The following is a 17,664-nucleotide window of genomic DNA, read 5'->3' as shown; positions in this document are numbered from 1 at the left end:
CGTGCGTAGCAGTACTGGCCCGGCGACGCTATCGCGATCCATAGCGTTGTGTCGCAGGACCCCCATCCTCAGCAACTGTCACTCATGGTAGGCATATAGCCACACACAGTGGCTAGAGGTCTGCGTGACCCAATTGCGAGGATGCGGGGGAGGGTTGACGTACCCAGACTTCAGACGATCGAACCGTCGACAAAGCACCATCGCCAGCTCTCACCTGGCTCGAAGCTCCGCATCACCGGGTGGCCGGTCTCGGCGAAGTGGGCGCTCGCGTGCCTCAGCGGCGATGAATCGCAGCAGCCCACGGAACCGCAGACCAGACAGAGCCGCAGATGCACGGGCTGGACCCCCGCGGCCAGGCACGCCTGACAGGTCTCGCTCGACGGAGCCGGCTCCGGGCGAGGCAGTGCTGCTGTGTGCGGACACTCGCTCATGTTCGCCAGGTTACGGCGCGAAGGGCGGACGTTCGCGCTGGGAGCGCCGAACCGCCGGAACGGGCGTGAGATGCCGGAACGGGCGTGAGATGACGGGATGCCCGGACCGCAAAGGGACGCGACGGGACGCGAGGGGGCGTGAGGAGGGGCGTCGCCGTCCGATCGGCCATGCTGTCGCCCGGACGAGCGGTGCTGGGTGCCCGGGTCACCGGGATTGGCCCGGGCAGCCGACCGAGGCCGAGCAGGGCCGGCCTCCAGGACACCGAGGGACGAGCGTGAGGGACGGCGCATGGACGCATTGCCACTGGTGGCGCTGATCGCGGTCAGCGCCGTGATCGCGGGAGCCGCCCGCAGAACACCCGTACCGCCACCGCTGCTCCTGGTCACGATCGGGCTGATCGCCGCGTACGTACCCGGGGTGCCGGACTACACGCTCGATCCGCACATCGTGCTTCCGCTGCTGCTGCCTCCCCTGCTGCACACGGCCGCGCTCGACAGCTCGTACCTCGACCTCCGCGCCAATGTACGACCCGTCGCGCTGCTGTCCGTGGGGTACGTCCTCTTCGCCACGGTGTCGGTCGGCTATCTCGCCCACCAGTTGATCCCCGAGCTGCCTTTGACGGCCGCGCTGGTGCTCGGAGCGGTGATCGCCCCGCCGGACGCGGTAGCGGCGACGGCCATCGCCCGCCGGCTGGGGCTGCCGAACCGGATCACCACGATCCTCCAGGGCGAGTCCCTGGTGAACGACGCGACGGCGATCACCGCCTACAAGGTGGCGCTCGCCGCGGCGATCGGTGAAGGGGCCAGCTGGGCCGGGGGGATCGGCGAGTTCCTGTTGGCAGCGGTCGGCGGGGTCGGGGTGGGGCTGCTGCTGATGGTGCCGATCCACTGGCTGCGTACGCATCTGAAGGAGGCGCTGCTCCAGAACACCCTGTCGCTGCTGATTCCGTTCATCGCGTACGCCGCCGCCGAGCAGGTCCATGCCTCAGGGGTGCTCGCGGTGGTGGTCGTGGCGCTCTACCTCGGACATCGTCGCTGGCAGGTGGATTTCGCCACCCGGCTCCAGGAGGAGGCGGTGTGGAAGATGGTGGGCTTCATCCTGGAGTCCACGGTCTTCGCGCTGATCGGCCTCCAGTTGCCCTATGTGCTCGAAGGGCTGGGCACCTACGGCGTCGCCGAATCCCTGGGGTACGCGATCGGGGTCTTCGTCTTCGTGGTGGCGATGCGCTACCTGTGGGTCTTTCCCGCGACCTTCCTGCCCCGCAAGCTGTCCTCGCGGATCAGGGACCGGGAGCCGGGCGTCGGCTGGCGGGCGCCTGTGGTCGTGGGATGGGCGGGGATGCGGGGTGTCGTCTCCCTGGCGATCGCGTTCTCCATTCCCCTGACCACGGCCGCCGACGAGCCCTTCCCGGCGCGCAATCTGGTGCTGTTCCTGACCTTCACCACCGTGATCGGCACCCTGGTGGTCCAGGGGCTGACCCTGCCGGCGCTCATCCGGCTGCTCAAACTGCCGAAGAAGGACCGGAACGCCGAGACGCTGGCCGAGGCGCAGGCGCAGAACGAGGCGTCCGAGGCGGCGGACGAGCGGCTCGATGAGTTGCTGATGGACGAGCGCAATGCGCTGCCGCAGGCGCTGGAGGACCGGTTGCGGACCGTGATGGAGCGACGGCGCAACGCGGTCTGGGAGCGGCTCGGCGCGGTCAACGAGCGGACGGGGGAGTCCGCCGACGACACCTATCGACGGCTCGCGGGGGAGATGATCGAGGCCGAGCGCGAGGTGTTCGTACGGTTGCGGGACGCCCGCAGCATCGACGACGAGATGATGCGCACGCTGCTCAGACGGCTCGATCTGGAGGAGGCCGCCGCCTACCGCGAGGAGGAGTCCGGCTGACCTGTGATGACGGCCGCCAGCCGGGTGCCGGGGGAGAAGGCGCCCTCCGTGGCGAGCACCGTTAGGCCCCAGAGCATTTTGGCGACATATGTACGTTCCACGGGTAGTCCGTGACGTGCTTCGAACTCAGCTGCGAATGCGTTCAGTTCGGGTGTGGTCCGGGCGTAGCCGCCGCAGTGGAAGCGTTCGTCCAGGGACCAGGCCCCTCGGCGACCGCCGAAGGCTGAGCGTTGGATACGGAGCGTCTCGGCGGCCAGGAAGTCGCCTTTGAGGACGGGGAACGCCAGCGCTCGCTGGTCCGGCCCGAGACCGGCGGCCAGTCCGGCGAGGGTGCCTCCGGTACCGCAGGCGACGGCGGCCACGTCCGCCTGCCCCCGCAGCTCCCGGCCGAGCGAGGCGCAGCCCTCGGCGGCGAGGGCGTTGCTGCCGCCTTCGGGGATCACATAGGCGTCGTCCGGTGCCGAGTCGCGCAGGAGGCGCGCCAGCACCTCGGGCTCGGTCTTGCGGCGGTAGGTGGCCCGGTCGACGAAGACCAGCCGCATCCCGTGGTCGGCGCACCGGGCGAGTGAGTCGTTGAGGGGGAGGTGGGCCAGCTCATCCCCGCGGACCACGCCGATCGTGGGACAGCCGAGCAGTCTGCCGGCCGCTGCTGTGGCCCGCAGGTGATTGGAGTAGGCGCCGCCGAAGGTCAGCAGGGGGCGCCCGGCCGCGGCCCTGAGATTGGGCGCCAGTTTGCGCCATTTGTTGCCGGGGATGTCGGGGTGGATCAGATCGTCGCGCTTGAGCAGCAGACGGAGGCCGTGGCGGGCGAAGCGCTCATCGTCGACCGGTTGGAGCGGAGAGGGCAGCCGGGGCTCCAAGGCGGCGGTGGGGTCGGGCGCTGACATCGGCATCCACCCATTGTCACCTGCGTGGACAGGGCGGTCCTCGGGCGGGCGGGGTCGGCTCGACCCGGCCGCGGAGCCGTCAGGAGGGCCGCCCAGTGGGCCGGCTCGGTGGGCCGGGTATCACTTCAGCCGCTCCTGCACGCGCTCGCGCAGCCAGGCCATGGTGAAGCCCCGGGGGTCGGGCTTGCCCGGCTGCCACTCCAGATGACCGATGACCGAACGCGCACCCCAGCCGTGCACCCGGCACACGGCGGCCGACGCCTGCTCGATCGCCGTCAGTTGGGCGGCGGGCCAGGGGTCCTTGCCGTCACCGAGGTTGATGCATTCGAAACCGTAGAAGTACCGGTTGCCGTCCGTGTTGGCCTCGTTGTCCGGCGGCAGGGCCTTCTCGGCGATGACCGCCCGTAGGACGTCGTCGTCGCCCATGCCGGCGTGGTTGGCGCGACCGAAGCCGACCAGGTGCACGGTGCCCTGCTTGTCGATGACGCCGTGGCACAGCGGTCCCGGTAGATCGCTGCGCCCGTCGCGGCACAGGGCGACGGTTTCCGCCGTGCCCCGGGTGACGGTGTGGTGGATCATCACTCCGTGCACGGGCCCCCAGGGGCCCTTGTGGTTGCGGTTGTGGGTGCGCCAGTCACCGACTTGGACGACGGTCAGCCCCTCGTCGCGAAGTGCTTTGAGGAACGTGCTCGCGGACATGGGTGAGGCCATGGCCGACTCCCTGAGGTACGAGGGGTACGGAATGTTCCGTACTTGGCTTGTCCAGCCTTTACCCGCTGTCCCGTCGGGGGCCATGCGTACGAGTGGTGTGCGAGCCGATCCGGTCACTCAATCAAACGGATTGTTGAATTCTGCGCAACATGCCCCGTTAGTCGGTAAGTATTCCCATCCGTTCGTGTAATGGTGCTGGCCCATCCCGCACTGGAAGTCTTTCCCTCGCAGGTCAGGCCGGCTGGTCGGGCCTCGTAGATCAGACCATGATCGAGAGGGAGTCCTAAATGTCGGTTGGTTCGGTTGGTTCTGTCGGCGACGAAGTACGTGATCAGCAGGCATCCAAGCAGCAGAGCCTCGGCACGGCAGCCGCGCGGAATCTCGCGACCACCACCAAGTCCGCACCCCAGATGCAGGAGATCACCTCACGGTGGCTGCTGCGGGCGCTGCCATGGGTGCAGGTGCAGGGCGGCACCTATCGGGTGAACCGCCGACTGAGCTACGCGGTGGGTGACGGCCGGGTCACCTTCGTCCAGACCGGTGAGCGGGTCGCCGTGATCCCCGCCGAGTTGGGGGAGTTGCCCGCGCTGCGGCAGTACGACGACGAGGGCGTCCTCGGCGAACTGGCGAACCGCTGCGAGCAGCAGGAGTTCAGCGCCGGTCAACTGCTGGCGGAGGCGGGCTCGCCCGCGGACCGCGTCCTGCTGCTGGCCCACGGCAGGGTCGAGCAGATCGGCACCGGCCCCTACGGGGACGAAGCCGTCGTCAACGTCCTCGCCGACGGCGCCTACCTGGGCGATCAATCGCTGGTGGAAGCGGACGCCACCTGGCAGTACACCGCCCGGGCCGCCACTGCCTGCACCGTTCTCGTGCTCACCCGCAGTGATGTGCTCAACCTCGCGGAGCGGGCGGAGTCGCTGCGGACCCATCTGGCCGGGGTCGCGGCCCTGCCCCGGCAGCGGACCAACAAGTACGGCGAGGCAGCCATCGACCTCTCCGCCGGCCATGTCGGCGAAGCGGTGGTGCCGCACACCTTCGTCGACTACGAGGCGTCCCCGCGCGAGTACGAACTGAGCGTCGCGCAGACCGTTCTGAAGGTCCACAGCCGGGTTGCCGACCTCTACAACCAGCCGATGAACCAGACCGAGCAGCAGTTGCGGCTCACGGTCGAGGCGCTGCGCGAGCGCCAGGAGGACGAGCTCATCAACAACCGGGAGTTCGGTCTCCTGGCCAACTGCGACTACGAGCAGCGCCTCCAGCCCCACGACGGCGCGCCCAGCCCCGACGACATGGACGAACTGCTCTCCCGGCGGCGGGGATCGAAGCTCTTCCTCGCCCACCCGAGGGCCATCGCCGCCTTCGGCCGCGAGTGCAACCGGCGTGGACTGGTGCCGCAGAGCGTGGAGGTGGGTGGACACCATGTGCCGGCGTGGCGTGGTGTGCCCATCTTCCCCAGCAACAAGATCCCGATCACCCCGGCCCGGACCACGTCCATCATCTGCATGCGTACCGGTGAGGCCGAGCAGGGTGTCATCGGGCTCCAGCAGGCGGGCATTCCGGACGAGATCGAGCCGAGCCTGTCCGTGCGCTTCATGGGCATCGACGAGCAGGCGATCATCTCCTACCTCGTCACGGCGTACTACTCGGCCGCGGTCCTCGTCCCCGACGCGTTGGGTGTCCTGGAGAACGTCGAGGTGAGCCGCTGGAGCTGAGCCGTCACCGGCCGGGGCGGCCCTGCTCACACCCGCCCCGGCCGCCGCCGCGCTGTGCCGCACCCGACTGCTCCTCGCATCTTCGACTTCCAGAACCGGCCCTGCCGCCCGGCTCCCCGTGCTTCGGCCGGCGGGGCAGGGGGCGGTGTCCGGCCGTGCTTGCCGCCTTTGGGGCCCACCGCGGTGAACCGCCCCGTCCGTCCCGTGAAAGGACCAGCCGTTGACCATGTCGGAGGCCGTCGAGGGCCGTGAGGCCCTCGCCCTTCTGGAACGTACCCGCGACGCCGTCGATCCTCGACTCCGTGCAGCCGTCGAATCTCTGCCCGGTTCCCTGCGCCACGTCGCGATGTACCACTTCGGGTGGGAGCACGCGGACGGGACCTCCGCCACCAAGCCCGCCGGGAAGGCCATCAGACCCGCCTTGGTGCTGGCCGCCGTCCGTGCGCTCGGCGGCGAACCGCGACAGGCGGTGCAGGCCGCGGCTGCCGTGGAGTTGGCGCACAACTTCACGCTCCTGCACGACGATGTGATCGACGAGGACTCCACGCGTAGGCATCGGCCCACCGCGTGGACGGTCTTCGGCACCGCCGACGCCATCATCGCCGGTGACGCCATGCTCGCCCTCGCCCTGCGGTTGTTGGCGGAGGACAGCCACCCCGCCGCCGCGGCGGCCTCTCAGCGGGTCGCGGCCTGTGTGATCGAGCTCTGCGCAGGTCAGCAGGCGGACTGCGCCTTCGAGGAGCGTGCTCCACACGAGGTCTCGTTGGACGAGTGCGTCCAGATGGCGACCGCGAAGACGGGGGCGCTGCTGGGGTGCGCCTGTGCGGTGGGGGCGCTGTACGCGGGAGCGGGTCCTGAGGAGACCGAGGCGATGGACGCCTTCGGCCGTGAGGCAGGGTTGGCGTTCCAGCTCATCGACGATCTGATCGGCATCTGGGGGGACCCGGGGCGGACGGGCAAACCGGCGGGTGCGGATCTCGCCGCGTACAAGAAGTCGCTGCCCGTGGTGGCGGCGCTCACCTCCGGCACGCCGGCGGGGGCGGAGCTCGCGGAGCTCTACCGTGGCCCGATGACGGGCCGGACGATCGGTCTCGCCGCGGATGCGGTGGACCGGGCCGGAGGCAAGGACTGGGCACAGCTCCAGGCGTCCGACCGTATGGCCAGGGCGGTCCACGAACTGTCCCGGGCGGTCCCGGACCTCGCTGCCGCGGGGGACCTCCTGGCCCTTGCGGAGTTCGTCACGCGCCGCACCCGCTGAGAGCGCCCCGGGCGATCGAACCGGTTCCGGGAGAACATCGCTTGCCAAACCACTACGCCTGAACCACTATGGGTGGAGTGGTTGCGCCGACGGTGACTGGGTGACTGGTGGTCCCGTCGCGCCGCCCGACGGCTACTCGACGACGAATGGGACCGGTTTGCGCAAGCTCAGCTACTACGTTGCCGCATCGATCGACGGCTTCATCGGCGCCCCGGGAGGGGACGCCGTGTTCTTCAACAGGTTCGTGGTCGGCGACTACCTCGACTACATGCGAACGGAGCAGGCGGACACCCTGCCGGCCATGGCCCGCCAACACTTCGGGGTCGAGGACCGGCCCCTGAGCCGCTACGACACCGTGATCCAGGGGCGCGCCAGCTATGACCTCGCGCTCCAGGAGGGCATCACCCGCCCCTACGCCCATCTGCGGGAGATCGTGGTCTCCCGCACCCTCACCGAATCCCCCGATCCCCAGGTGGAGATCGTTTCGGCCGATCCCGTCGGCCGGGTCAGGGAGTTGAAGAAGGAGGAGGGGCTCTCCATCTATCTCTGCGGTGGCGCCAATCTCGCGGGTCAACTCCGGGACGAGGTGGACGAACTCGTCATCAAGACCTACCCCGTGGTGCTGGGTGAGGGCATGCGGATGTTCGATGCCGGGTTCCGTGTCGACGACTTCTCGTTGACCTCCTCGCGGGCCTTCGACAACGGTGTGGTCGTCCGGCAGTACGAACGCTGATGACCCGGGGTGCCGCCGCCCTGTGGGCCGGTGCCCCCGGTTGGACGGCCGGGCCCGTTCATACCCCAATAGGCTGAACATACGGGTGGCGAACGAGGCGGAAGGGCAGCAGTCCCCAGACCGCACGTCGACGTCGGGAGCGCGGTCGGCCCGGCCGGGGCCGCCGTCGAGCGGCGGGGAATCCCGGGCGTTGGCCCCTCCTGGGCCCCGGTCGAAGTCACCGTCCGGGCCGCCCGTCGCGCGTGGAAACCACGGCACGGCCCATCGGGGCGACGATCCGGCCCGGCTTTCGATGGCCGATGAACCATCCCGGCTGTTCAGGGCAGGGCCACATACCGCTACAGTCCGCGCCATGTCATCGGATTCGACTGAAGTCTGGGCGGGCTGGTACCGCGACCGACGTGGCGCGGAAGCGGTCACGATCGCGGCGCACGGACGGCAACTGCGCACGCGCATCAGGGGTGTTGAGTACGAAGGGGCGACCTTTGCCGCCCTGGAGGTCATCGGAGCGGAGGGAGTCCTCTCCTCCTGCGTACTGGAGTGGGACATACCGCTGCCCGTCCATGTGGACGGCGGTGTCGACCGGGCCACACTGAGTTGTCTGCTGACGCTCGGTGAACTCAGGCCCGAAGGGTCCCTCGATCGGGCGGACCTCAACCTCACCCTGCACTACGGCGGAGCCGCCTACGAGTCCGGAGTCGCAGGAGGCGACTTCGACGATGCGCTCGACCGCATCCAGAAACAACTGCCCTCCGGGGCCGAGTTGGGATCACACCTCTGCGCCGAGGTCTGATCCGACCCGAGGATCAGCCGGAACGCACGAACGCCAAGAGCGCCCCCTCATCCAAGGACGAAGGGGCGCTCTCGGGGCGGTACGACAACACCCGCGCCGTGGGCGCGGTGGAGAAGGAGGGGGCGCCCCGCTTCCTGGTAACGGGACGCCCCCGGCAGTGCGGGCCCTGCCCCTGCGGTCCTGGCGGTGGAGACCTCAGGGCCCGCTCATGGTCAGGAGGTACGCGCAGCCGCAGCGGCCAGCCCGTAAGCCCAGATCGAGTTCACCCGTGACCGCTCCTGGGTGTTGGGCACCGCATTGCGGCAGGACGGCCCCGGGCCGCCACCGGACATCAACTCGCTGCACGGACCCCGGTAGTTGTCCGGCAGGCCGAGCACATGACCGGTCTCGTGCGAGGTCACCCGGTACGAGTCGTACTGCTGGTTCTGCCGGTAGTCGAGGAAGATGTAGCCGCGTCCGCGGCCGTCCGTGCTGGCGTAGGAACCGCGGGCGTCATTTCCCTCGTAGTAGCGGAAGTTCGGGTTGCTGCCCTCCTGGAGGCGCACATTGGTGACCGAGCTGTTCCATATCTGGGTGCTGCGCGCTATCTGACTGCGGAAGGTGGGCGCGCTGGCCGCGTTGTACGTGACGGTGACGACACGGGCGCCGGGGTTGGCGGCCCGCTGCTCGGCGACCGACTTCAACACGGCCTGGAAGAAGGCCCTGGTCGCCTTGGTGTCCGCAGCGGACCCCTCGTAGGCGACGTAGGACGGGACGGCGGCCTTCGTGGGGGAGTCGGCCGGGACGGCGGCGGTGGCGGGGACGGCACCGAGTGCGGCGGCCAGGGTGAGGCCGACGGCGAGTGCGGCGGAGAACGCGGTTCTGGGGTGACGCATGGGGGGCTCCTACTCGTCCGGTTGGGAATCCGGTGAATCGGATCGTGCGCACACAACCGATGAGTCCTGCTGGACCCGGGGAACGGATGCGTAACGCAGAGTCTCGGGGAGAGCGCCCACCCGCGGATGATGCCAACTGGTGATAACCCCGCTGCATCACACTGTCCCCGTCCGTCCGCTGTGCCCGAACTGTGTCTCTGGTGCGGTCGTTGGCGTCGCCCTACTCTCGGGTCATGGAGCTAGAGGTGAGGCACCTGCGCGCCTTGTGCGCCATCGCGGAGACCGGCAGCCTGCACAAGGCGGCACGCCGACTCGGGGTCAGCCAACCGTCCCTGACGACCCAGTTGCGACGGATCGAGAACTCCCTCGGCGCCGAACTGTTCTCACGCGAGCGGTCCGGTTGTCGACCGACGCCCCTGGGCCGGGCCGTACTGACCCGAGCCAGACCGTTGGTGGCCGAAATGGCAGCCCTCGTGGTGGAGGCCAAGGCCGCCGCTGCCCGAGCGCAGGGCGCCCGGCTGCGCGTCGGTTCGACCGCCAGCAGCGCGCTGCCAGGCTGGCTCGGCCGACTGCGGCGCAGACTGCCCGACACCGATATCTCGCTGCATGTGGACGTCTCGGCGAACGCCCTGCTCAGGATGGTCTCGTCCGGGCAACTCGACGTGGCGTTCGTCCATGAGGTCGAGGGCTGCCCGCTGCTGGTCCCCGACGGCGTCTTCCGTCGGGTGCTGATGGAGCGCGAGCCACAGTTCGTCTCCATGTCACGCGACCATCCGGCCGCCGCCGCCCCCGTCGTGGAGCTGAGGGATCTGGCCGAAGACCGATGGATCGTCGATCCGACCGTCGACGGCGAATGGGATGGTCTGCGGAGGGTGTTGGCCGCAGCGGGACTCAATCCACCGGTCCTGCACGGCGACTACCACACGGCCGCCTCGCTGATCGCGGTCGGCGAGGCGGTCGCCCCCTGCCAGCCGACCTCGGGCGGGCGGAACGACATGGCCGTACGACCCCTGCTCGGCGATCCCCTCGCCGTCCGGCTGCTGCTGTGCACCCCGCCCGGCCCCCAGGAGCCGTACGACGAGGTGTACACGGACCTGGAGTCCGCCTATCGGGAGGCGGCGACCCGGGCCGCGGTCTACCGTCAGTGGCTGCGCCGGCACAAGAGCCCGCTGATCACCCCGGCAGCCTGACCGTCAGCGCCCCGAGGTGGCCTCGTCCAGCAGCAGATAGAGCAGCCCCACCAGGCTGCCGCCACTGACCACTTCTCGGCGGTCGATCATCGCCCGGATCTGCGTCAACTCGATCCACTCGATGCGGTCCGACTCGTTCATCTCGGTCGGTGGGCCGGCGTAGTGTGCGCCGTCGGCCCGGAACACATGGTGCTCAGAGTCCGTGATGCCGTTCGCGGGCTGGGCGTAGACCAGGGGTTTCATCGCCCCGACCCGCCAGCCGGTCTCCTCCTCGACCTCCCGTGCCGCCGTCTGCTCGGGGGTCTCGCCCGGCTCGATCAGCCCCATCGGGAGCTCCCAACCCCAGGTGTCCGTGATGAACCGGTGCCGCCACATCATCAACACCCGGGCCCGCTCGTCCAGTACGGCCGCGACCGCGAGGTGACGCATCCGCACGACATGGTGCTCAAGACGGAGGCCGTCCGGCTGTTGGACGTCCGCGAGCCACAGATTGACCCACGGGTTCTTGTAGATCTGCCGTTCCCCATGGACGGTCCACCGCATCAGCTCAACTCCTTCGCCCCCAGCGCCCCGTACCGCACCGGGCGCTGATCTGGTCTGCCGGGCTCCTGTCTACGCCCATCAGGGGGCATGCATGGCAATCCATCACCCGTGCGGCCTACGGGCTTCGGAGGCAACCAGCCGATGACCAGGCTGACGCGCGGCGCGGAGCGTCCGGGCGTCAACGCTTGCGCTTGCGGCGGGACTCCCAGTACGCCAGCAACTCGGCGGCCTTCTCGTCGAACCGCTTGTCCAGCATGGACATCGGGGACGAGAGGGCGAACTGGTTGCCGTTCTTCCGCACCACCACCAGACGCCGACCCCAGATCGTCCGCCCCACCTGGATCTCAGCGACGTCCCCCCACGGGATCTTCCCCCGCGATCCGCGCGCCACGACCAGCGCGGACGCCGTGGCCTGCACGCCTCGGGGCCGGGGTATGACACAGCACGCGGCGCCCGCTATCGCGGCCATCAGCACACCGTTCCTGAGCTGACTCACGGGCATCGGGTCATCGGTGAAGAGCAGTCCCACGTACAGCAGCAGGGACGCCATCAGGATGCCCACCGTGGCCGGCACCGCGATCTGCACCCGACTCGGCCGGTACGTGATGACCTCGTTGCTCGGCTTGTCGTTCCTCGCGGGACGCTTGAACTTGTTCACTGAGGCCACCTTCACGTCACCCGCCCTGAACCGGGGTACCTCTCCCCGCGGGTGAGCACGACAGTACGACAGCGGTACGGCCACTCGCCGGGAATCCGCCGTCGGTCCACGGCCCGCCGGCGGCCATATCGACGCGGATCGCCCGGCTGTCCGTGCCTCCGGTGCGACGAGGGCCCACCGATGCCGTGGATCGGTCGTGCGGACTCCGGCCCGACCCGGGACGGACACCGCCCCGCCGGCTCCCGGTGCATTCCCGGACGGTCCGCACCTACGTCAAGGGCCCCACCGCTGCGCGCGGTGGGGCCCTTTCGACCTGCAATGACGCCGTGCGAGGCAGACGCACGCGTCAGGCTTGCTTGGTCTCCCAGAAGATCTTGTCGATCTGGGCGATGTAGTCCAGCGCCTTCTGACCCGTCGCGGGGTCCGTCGACGCCTTGGCGGCCGACAGCGCCTTCAGGGTGTCGTTGATCAGCTGGTGGAGCTCGGGGTACTTCTCAAAGTGCGGGGGCTTGAAGTAGTCGCTCCAGAGCACCGAAACGTGGTGCTTGGCGAGCTCCGCGCGCTGCTCCTTGATGACCGTTGCGCGGGCCCGGAAGTGCGCGTCCTCGTTGGCCTGGAACTTCTCCTGGACTGCCTTGACCGATTCGGCCTCGATCCTGGCCTGGGCCGGGTCGTAGACACCGCAGGGCAGATCGCAGTGCGCGCTGACCTTCACCTTGGGGGCAAACAGGCGGGAGAGCATGGTGCAGTCCTTCCTCGTGATCGTCTTCTCAGGTGGGACATTACTCCGTGAGAGAGTCGATTTCGCGAGTGCCCCCTAGGGCTTAGGACGAAAGTCCGGGGTCAGTATGCGACCGGTGGCGGAACTTACCCTGGTACTCGGAGGTGGCCGGATGTCGGAGCTGGGCCGGGCGCAGAATGCGCCGTTCGGTGTGGCCGAGGTGTCGGGACCGTCCATGTATCCGACGCTCAAGCCCGGCGATCAGCTACTGGTCCACTACGGTGCGCAGGTCAGACCCGGCGATGTTGCCGTGCTGCGCCATCCCCTCCAACAGGACCTCCTGATCGTGAAACGGCTCGCCGAGCGGCGGGCGGGCGGCTGGTGGGTGCTCGGGGACAACCCGAGTGCCGAAGGGGACAGCAGGGTGTTCGGAGCCGTCCCGCCCGAACTGCTCCTGGGGCGGGTGCGGGGTCGCTACCGGCCGCGCGCCGAGGGTCAGCGGTCGGCGCTGGGGCTGGTCTCCTGGGCGCTGACGGCCGTACGTCCCGTGCTGTGCAGCCGGTCGGTGCTCTCCAGGCGCTTGCGGGCGCGGTAGGCGGCGACGTTGGCGCGGGTGGCGCAGCGGTCCGAGCAGTAGCGGCGGGAGCGGTTGGTCGAGGTGTCCAGATAGGCGTTGCGGCAGGGCGCTGCCTCGCACAGCCCCAGCCGGTCCACCCCGTACTCCGTCAGATGGACGGCAAGTCCCATGGCCGCGATCGCCGCATAGCCGGCGGTGGCGTTGGAGGGGTGCTCGGCGAGGTGCATATGCCACTTCGGGCGGCCGTCGTCATCCCGGAAGTCGTGCCCTGAGATCTGCGGGCTGACGGGGAACTCCAGCAGCAGTGAGTTCAGCAGGTCGACGGCTTGGGTCTCATCGCCCTCGTCGGCCGCGGTGAAGACCGCCCGCAGCCGGCCGCGCACCGAGCGGAAGCGCGTCACATCGGCATCCGTCGCGCGCCGGGCGGCCTGTGCGGACGCCCCGAAGAGCTCCCGGATCACCTCGACCGAGGTGAGGGAGTCCTTGCCGCGGGCCGGCTCCTCGGTGTTGACCAGTCGCACGGCGAAGTCCGAGTAATGGGCTAGTTCCACTTGTAGTCCTTACCGGGGGCGGTCTAGAGTCGGGCTGTCGAAGTAATGGATGTTACTGGTTACAGGGTATTACGAGTGGGAGGCTTTCATGGGAGAGGCGCACATGCCCCGCAGCGCGGACTGGAATGGGTGGCAACGGAGCTGGGACCGCCAACAAGAGTGGTACATGCCCGATCGCGAGGAGCGGTTCCAGGTCATGTTGGACATGGTCGAGGCGACCGTGGGATCCGCGCCGCGGGTGCTGGACCTCGCCTGTGGCACCGGCACCATCAGTGACCGCCTCCTCGCGCGGATGCCCGAAGCGACCAGTACCGGTGTTGACCTCGACCCGGCGCTGCTGACGATCGGGCGGGGGCACTTCGCCGGGGACGACCGCATCACCCTGATCACCGCCGACCTCACCGATCCCGAGTGGCCCGCGAAGCTGCCCCACGACACGTACGACGCCGTGCTGACCGCGACAGCCCTGCACTGGCTTCGGTTGGGGCCGCTGGCCGCGCTGTACGGACAACTCGCCCAGCTGGTGCGGGACGGCGGGGTCTTCCTCAACGCGGATCGCATGATCGACAGCTCCACCCCGCGGATCAACGCGGCCGAGAGTGCCCACCGGCACGCCCGGATGGACCGGGCCAAGGCTGCGGGTGCTGTCGACTGGTCCGAGTGGTGGGCGCTGGCGGGCCGGGACCCCGTGCTCTCCGGGCCGGTGGCCGAGCGCTTCGCGATCTACGGCGAGCATGCCGATGGTGAGACGCCCTCCGCCCACTGGCACGTCGAAACCCTCCGAGCGGCCGGGTTCGGTGAAGCGCGCACGGTCTGGTCGTCCCCGTCGGACTGCCTGGTTCTCGCTTTGAAGTGACGTTCCTGCATTCGTCTTCGACGGTTCCCGGCCATGTTCCGTCCAGCTCCGGCAGTAGGTGCAACCCTTCCGCCGGCCACCGCACTGAAGGGGTGGACGGCCCGCGCCTAGCGGGTCCGGGGGAGGGGTGGCGATGGGGCGGGCCGAAGAAGACGCCGCGCTGCACGCATTCGTGGAGGGGAGGCGCTCGGCTCTCTTTCGCAGCGCCTATCTGCTCTGCGGCGACCGGGACGAGGCCGATGACCTCGTACAGACGACCCTCGTCAAGGTCGTCCTCGGGGGACGGCGGCATCTGCGCCTGGACAACATCGAGGCGTACGCGCGCAAGACCCTGATCAACACCTTCATCGCCTCCCGGCGGCGGTTTTGGCGGCGGGAGTACGCGTATGCGGAGATTCCCGACCAGGCCCGGGTCCCGGAGGCCGACAGGGAGACGGGGCTGCTGGTCCGGGAGGCCCTGGCGCGGCTCACACCACGGCAGCGCGCCGTGGTCGTGCTGCGCTACTGGGAGGACCTGACGGTCTCGGCCACCGCGGAGCTGCTCGACATGCGGGAGAACACGGTGAAGAGCCATGCGGCCCGCGGACTCGCCGCGCTGCGGGCCGAGGTGCGGGAGGAACTCGTATGAACGACATCAAGGACCTGCTGGAGCGGGCGGCGGCCGGTGCCGGACGCTGCGCAGTCACCAGCGAGGACGTCCATGTCCGGGCCGCCCACATCCGGAGCCGACGCATGGCGGTGGCGAGCGGGGCGCTGGTGGCCGTTCTGGTACTGGCGACGTTCGTGGGTCCGGTGTTTGACGCATGGCGCGAGCCACAGCACTCCTTTGCCGCAGGCCGAAAGCTGCCGGCGGCGGCCTTCCCGGCGCCGATCAATGAGATCCAGCGGTTGAAGGCGCTCACCTTGATGCTGCCCAAACGGTTGGGCCAAGGCGGGCTCCTCCGCCAGACGGACAGCCTCTACGACCGTCGCCACCAGACCCCCGAGGATGTGATCGGGCCCTTCGACGGGCGCGTCCTGATTCCCAGCGGATACCTCTACATCGAGGTCTTCCACGAAGACGATCTGGTGAAGAGCGACCGCATGCGCGAGATGGTCTCCCAAGGGCCCTGCGAATCTGCCGCCACGGGGCCCTGCGAGGTGGAAGAGGTGCCCGGGAGCGGAGACCTGGGGATCTGGAGTGAGAGGCGGGAACCCTTCATGGCGTGGCGGGGATTCCACGGCGGGTACTCCGGAGTCCTCAAGTTGAAGGACGGCTCCGTACTCACCATCACCGAAGGGATCTCGGACAAGGCGGAACTCGCATCCCTGACCCGCTTCGAGTTCCGCGAGCTGATGCTCCGCGTCGAGTTCCTGCCCGAGGAGAGGTAGCCCCCGGCACGCGAAGGAGGTGGTGCGGGGAACTCGGCCCGCACCACCCCCTGGCGTACCGTCAGAGCACCTTCGACAGGAAGGACTTCGTCCGGTCGTGCTGCGGATTGGTCAGCACATCGCGCGGATGTCCCGACTCGACCACCACGCCGTCGTCCATGAAGACGAGTGCGTCCCCCACCTCGCGGGCGAAGCCCATCTCATGGGTGACGACGACCATCGTCATGCCGTCCTCGGCCAGACCGCGCATCACATCCAGTACGTCGCCCACGAGTTCGGGGTCGAGCGCGGACGTCGGCTCGTCGAACAGCATCAGCTTCGGCTCCATCGCCAGCGCCCGGGCGATCGCCACCCGCTGTTGCTGACCGCCCGAGAGCTGCGACGGGTAGTTCATGGCCTTGTCCGCGAGGCCCACCCGGTCGAGGAGTTGCTCGGCCCGGGCGCGGGCCACGGCGCGGGCCTCGCCCTTGACCTGGACCGGGGCCTCCATGACGTTCGCGAGGGCCGTCATATGGGGGAAGAGGTTGAACCGCTGGAAGACCATGCCGATGTCCCGGCGCTTGACGGCGACCTCACTGTCCTTCAGCTCGTAGAGCTTGTCCCCCTTCTGGCGGTAGCCGACCAGTTCGCCGTCGACGTAGAGCCGGCCGGCGTTGATCTTCTCCAGATGGTTGATGCAGCGCAGGAAGGTGGACTTGCCGGATCCGGAGGGACCGATCAGACAGAAGACCTCCCGGGGGGCGACCTCCAGATCGATGCCCTTGAGGACCTCGATCAGACCGAAGGACTTGTGCACGCCCTCCGCCTTGACCATGGCGTTCGTGCTCATGCGGAGACTCCCTTCGGACGGCGCACCGAGAACACGGTCGACTTGATCTTCTGGAACGGGGTGGGTGGCAGGCTGCGGCTGGAGCCGCGTGCGTAGTGCCGCTCCAGGTAGTACTGGCCCACGCTCAGGATCGATGTCATCACCAGGTACCAGGCGGCGGCCAGGAAGTACATCTCCACCGGGGCGCCGGAGGACTGGCCGATGTTCTGCGCCTGCCGGAACAACTCCGTGAACTGGACCGCGGCGACCAACGAGGTCGTCTTGAGCATATTGATGACTTCATTGCCGGTCGGCGGCACGATGACCCGCATCGCCTGGGGGATCACGACACGGCGCAGCGTCTTGCTCTGGCTCATGCCGAGCGCGTGTGACGCCTCCGTCTGCCCCTCGTCGACCGAGAGCAGACCCGCACGGCAGATCTCGGCCATGTACGCGGCCTCGTTCAGTCCCAGCCCCAGGAGCGCCGTCAGCATCGGCGTCATGAATTGGGACCACTCGTCCTTGTAGAAGCCGAGGTTGATGGTCTCGAAGACGAGCCCCAGGTTGAACCAGACGAAGAGCTGGACCAGGACCGGGGTGCCGCGGAAGAACCAGATGTAGAACCAGGCGATGGAGGAGGTCACCGGGTTCTTGGAGAGGCGCATCACCGCCAGCAGGATGCCTCCGACGATGCCGATCAGCATCGACAGGAAGGTGAGGACCAGGGTCTTCCAGACGCCGTCCAGAATGCGGTCGTCGAAGAAGTAGTCGGGGATGGCACCCCAGTTGATCTTGCCCTGGGAGAAGGCGTTGACGATCAGCGCGAAGAGCGCGATCGCGATGAACGCTGTGATGTAGCGGCCGTAGTGGCGGACCGGGATGGCCTTGATGGCCTCCGGGGGGGTGGTTGGTGGCGGCGGTGTGTCGTCCGGCCCCGTCTTTTCGATGTCGACTGTCACAACGAGCCTTTCAATGCCGAGTCGGCCGGGACATGGCCTGATCGGGGGTCCTGTACTCCACCGGGGTGAAGTCCCGGGACGGTGCGCGGCGCTCGGGAGGTGTGTACCCGTTCTCACCTGCGTCGTGCTGAACCGCCCG

General features: G+C 68.7%; 20 protein-coding genes. 10 read left to right on the top strand and 10 right to left on the bottom strand.

Annotated features, from left to right (window positions below; genetic code table 11):
* Nucleotides 1-170: 170 nt before the first annotated feature.
* Nucleotides 171-431: a UBP-type zinc finger domain-containing protein gene (locus tag ACFXJL_RS02145; protein WP_329023178.1), complete on the bottom strand. Its 261-nt coding sequence runs from the start codon at nt 429-431 to the stop codon at nt 171-173.
* A gap of 289 nt (nt 432-720) precedes the next feature.
* On the opposite strand from ACFXJL_RS02145, the gene ACFXJL_RS02140 reads away from it, so the two are divergent.
* Nucleotides 721-2,322, top strand: coding sequence for a Na+/H+ antiporter (locus tag ACFXJL_RS02140; RefSeq protein WP_384688490.1), 1,602 nt, complete (start codon nt 721-723; stop codon nt 2,320-2,322).
* On the opposite strand, the gene ACFXJL_RS02135 is transcribed toward ACFXJL_RS02140, so the two are convergent.
* Together ACFXJL_RS02135 and ACFXJL_RS02130 are read right to left on the bottom strand one after the other, a co-directional pair.
* Nucleotides 2,298-3,209 (bottom strand): 1-aminocyclopropane-1-carboxylate deaminase/D-cysteine desulfhydrase, encoded by a 912-nt coding sequence (locus ACFXJL_RS02135; protein ID WP_384689124.1) that lies wholly within the window; start codon nt 3,207-3,209, stop codon nt 2,298-2,300. The genes ACFXJL_RS02140 and ACFXJL_RS02135 overlap by 25 nt on opposite strands.
* A 120-nt stretch (nt 3,210-3,329) precedes the next feature.
* Nucleotides 3,330-3,920 (bottom strand): N-acetylmuramoyl-L-alanine amidase, encoded by a 591-nt coding sequence (locus ACFXJL_RS02130; protein ID WP_384688487.1) that lies wholly within the window; start codon nt 3,918-3,920, stop codon nt 3,330-3,332.
* Nucleotides 3,921-4,207: 287 nt separating this feature from the next.
* Here ACFXJL_RS02130 and ACFXJL_RS02125 point away from each other — a divergent pair, with 287 nt between their 5' ends.
* The 4 genes from ACFXJL_RS02125 (at nt 4,208) to ACFXJL_RS02110 (ending at nt 8,416) form a co-directional block, all read left to right on the top strand.
* Nucleotides 4,208-5,632, top strand: coding sequence for a family 2B encapsulin nanocompartment shell protein (locus tag ACFXJL_RS02125; RefSeq protein ID WP_384688484.1), 1,425 nt, complete (start codon nt 4,208-4,210; stop codon nt 5,630-5,632).
* Between the two features lie 226 nt (nt 5,633-5,858).
* Nucleotides 5,859-6,890, top strand: coding sequence for a family 2 encapsulin nanocompartment cargo protein polyprenyl transferase (locus tag ACFXJL_RS02120; protein WP_384640669.1), 1,032 nt, complete (start codon nt 5,859-5,861; stop codon nt 6,888-6,890).
* Nucleotides 6,891-7,047: 157 nt separating this feature from the next.
* Nucleotides 7,048-7,623, top strand: a complete 576-nt coding sequence (locus ACFXJL_RS02115) for a dihydrofolate reductase family protein (RefSeq protein WP_358876091.1) — start codon at nt 7,048-7,050, stop codon at nt 7,621-7,623.
* Between the two features lie 352 nt (nt 7,624-7,975).
* Nucleotides 7,976-8,416 carry a DUF6304 family protein gene (locus ACFXJL_RS02110; protein WP_358876090.1) on the top strand — a complete coding sequence of 147 codons (441 nt, stop codon included), beginning with the start codon at nt 7,976-7,978 and terminating at the stop codon, nt 8,414-8,416.
* A 212-nt stretch (nt 8,417-8,628) separates the two neighbouring features.
* Here the strand turns inward: ACFXJL_RS02110 and snpA are convergent, their stop codons facing one another.
* On the bottom strand, nt 8,629-9,291 hold the full coding sequence (gene snpA / locus ACFXJL_RS02105; protein ID WP_358876089.1) for a snapalysin: 663 nt from the start codon (nt 9,289-9,291) through the stop codon (nt 8,629-8,631).
* A 233-nt stretch (nt 9,292-9,524) separates the two neighbouring features.
* Between snpA and ACFXJL_RS02100 the strand changes: the two genes are divergently transcribed.
* Entirely contained in the window at nt 9,525-10,481 is a 957-nt protein-coding gene (locus ACFXJL_RS02100; RefSeq protein ID WP_358876088.1) for a LysR family transcriptional regulator, read from the top strand.
* A gap of 3 nt (nt 10,482-10,484) precedes the next feature.
* Here ACFXJL_RS02100 and ACFXJL_RS02095 read toward each other — a convergent pair whose 3' ends face one another.
* The 3 genes from ACFXJL_RS02095 to sodN all read right to left on the bottom strand — a co-directional run bounded on the left by ACFXJL_RS02095 (nt 10,485) and on the right by sodN (nt 12,424).
* The gene (locus ACFXJL_RS02095) at nt 10,485-11,024 is read right to left on the bottom strand and encodes an NUDIX hydrolase (protein WP_384688479.1); all 540 of its coding nucleotides are present in this window, start codon (nt 11,022-11,024) and stop codon (nt 10,485-10,487) included.
* Between the two features lie 178 nt (nt 11,025-11,202).
* The gene (locus ACFXJL_RS02090) at nt 11,203-11,682 is read right to left on the bottom strand and encodes a hypothetical protein (RefSeq protein ID WP_384688476.1); all 480 of its coding nucleotides are present in this window, start codon (nt 11,680-11,682) and stop codon (nt 11,203-11,205) included.
* 346 nt (nt 11,683-12,028) lie between these two features.
* Nucleotides 12,029-12,424 (bottom strand): superoxide dismutase, Ni, encoded by a 396-nt coding sequence (gene sodN / locus ACFXJL_RS02085; RefSeq protein WP_329023196.1) that lies wholly within the window; start codon nt 12,422-12,424, stop codon nt 12,029-12,031.
* Nucleotides 12,425-12,575: 151 nt separating this feature from the next.
* Here sodN and sodX point away from each other — a divergent pair, with 151 nt between their 5' ends.
* The gene (gene sodX, locus ACFXJL_RS02080; RefSeq protein ID WP_384689120.1) at nt 12,576-12,998 is read left to right on the top strand and encodes a nickel-type superoxide dismutase maturation protease; all 423 of its coding nucleotides are present in this window, start codon (nt 12,576-12,578) and stop codon (nt 12,996-12,998) included.
* On the opposite strand, the gene ACFXJL_RS02075 is transcribed toward sodX, so the two are convergent.
* Entirely contained in the window at nt 12,899-13,531 is a 633-nt protein-coding gene (locus ACFXJL_RS02075) for a CGNR zinc finger domain-containing protein (RefSeq protein ID WP_358876085.1), read from the bottom strand. The two genes, sodX and ACFXJL_RS02075, sit on opposite strands and share 100 nt — an antisense overlap.
* 88 nt (nt 13,532-13,619) lie before the next feature.
* On the opposite strand from ACFXJL_RS02075, the gene ACFXJL_RS02070 reads away from it, so the two are divergent.
* The 3 genes from ACFXJL_RS02070 (at nt 13,620) to ACFXJL_RS02060 (ending at nt 15,758) form a co-directional block, all read left to right on the top strand.
* Nucleotides 13,620-14,387 (top strand): class I SAM-dependent methyltransferase, encoded by a 768-nt coding sequence (locus ACFXJL_RS02070; RefSeq protein WP_384688472.1) that lies wholly within the window; start codon nt 13,620-13,622, stop codon nt 14,385-14,387.
* A gap of 133 nt (nt 14,388-14,520) precedes the next feature.
* Nucleotides 14,521-15,015: a sigma-70 family RNA polymerase sigma factor gene (locus tag ACFXJL_RS02065; protein WP_358876084.1), complete on the top strand. Its 495-nt coding sequence runs from the start codon at nt 14,521-14,523 to the stop codon at nt 15,013-15,015.
* A complete protein-coding gene (locus tag ACFXJL_RS02060; RefSeq protein ID WP_384640482.1) occupies nt 15,012-15,758 on the top strand; it encodes a hypothetical protein in 747 nt (248 codons plus the stop codon). The genes ACFXJL_RS02065 and ACFXJL_RS02060 overlap by 4 nt, the downstream gene beginning before the upstream one ends.
* Before the next feature lie 61 nt (nt 15,759-15,819).
* Here ACFXJL_RS02060 and ACFXJL_RS02055 read toward each other — a convergent pair whose 3' ends face one another.
* Nucleotides 15,820-16,587 (bottom strand): amino acid ABC transporter ATP-binding protein, encoded by a 768-nt coding sequence (locus tag ACFXJL_RS02055; RefSeq protein WP_358876082.1) that lies wholly within the window; start codon nt 16,585-16,587, stop codon nt 15,820-15,822.
* Complete coding sequence (locus ACFXJL_RS02050; RefSeq protein ID WP_358876081.1) at nt 16,584-17,525, bottom strand: amino acid ABC transporter permease; 942 nt, start codon at nt 17,523-17,525, stop codon at nt 16,584-16,586. Before ACFXJL_RS02050 ends, ACFXJL_RS02055 begins: the two co-directional genes overlap by 4 nt.
* Nucleotides 17,526-17,664 lie beyond the last annotated feature (139 nt).

This window comes from Streptomyces sp. NPDC059256 (assembly GCF_042753785.1).
Taxonomy (GTDB): domain Bacteria; phylum Actinomycetota; class Actinomycetes; order Streptomycetales; family Streptomycetaceae; genus Streptomyces.
This window is presented reverse-complemented; position numbering and strand designations above follow the sequence as displayed.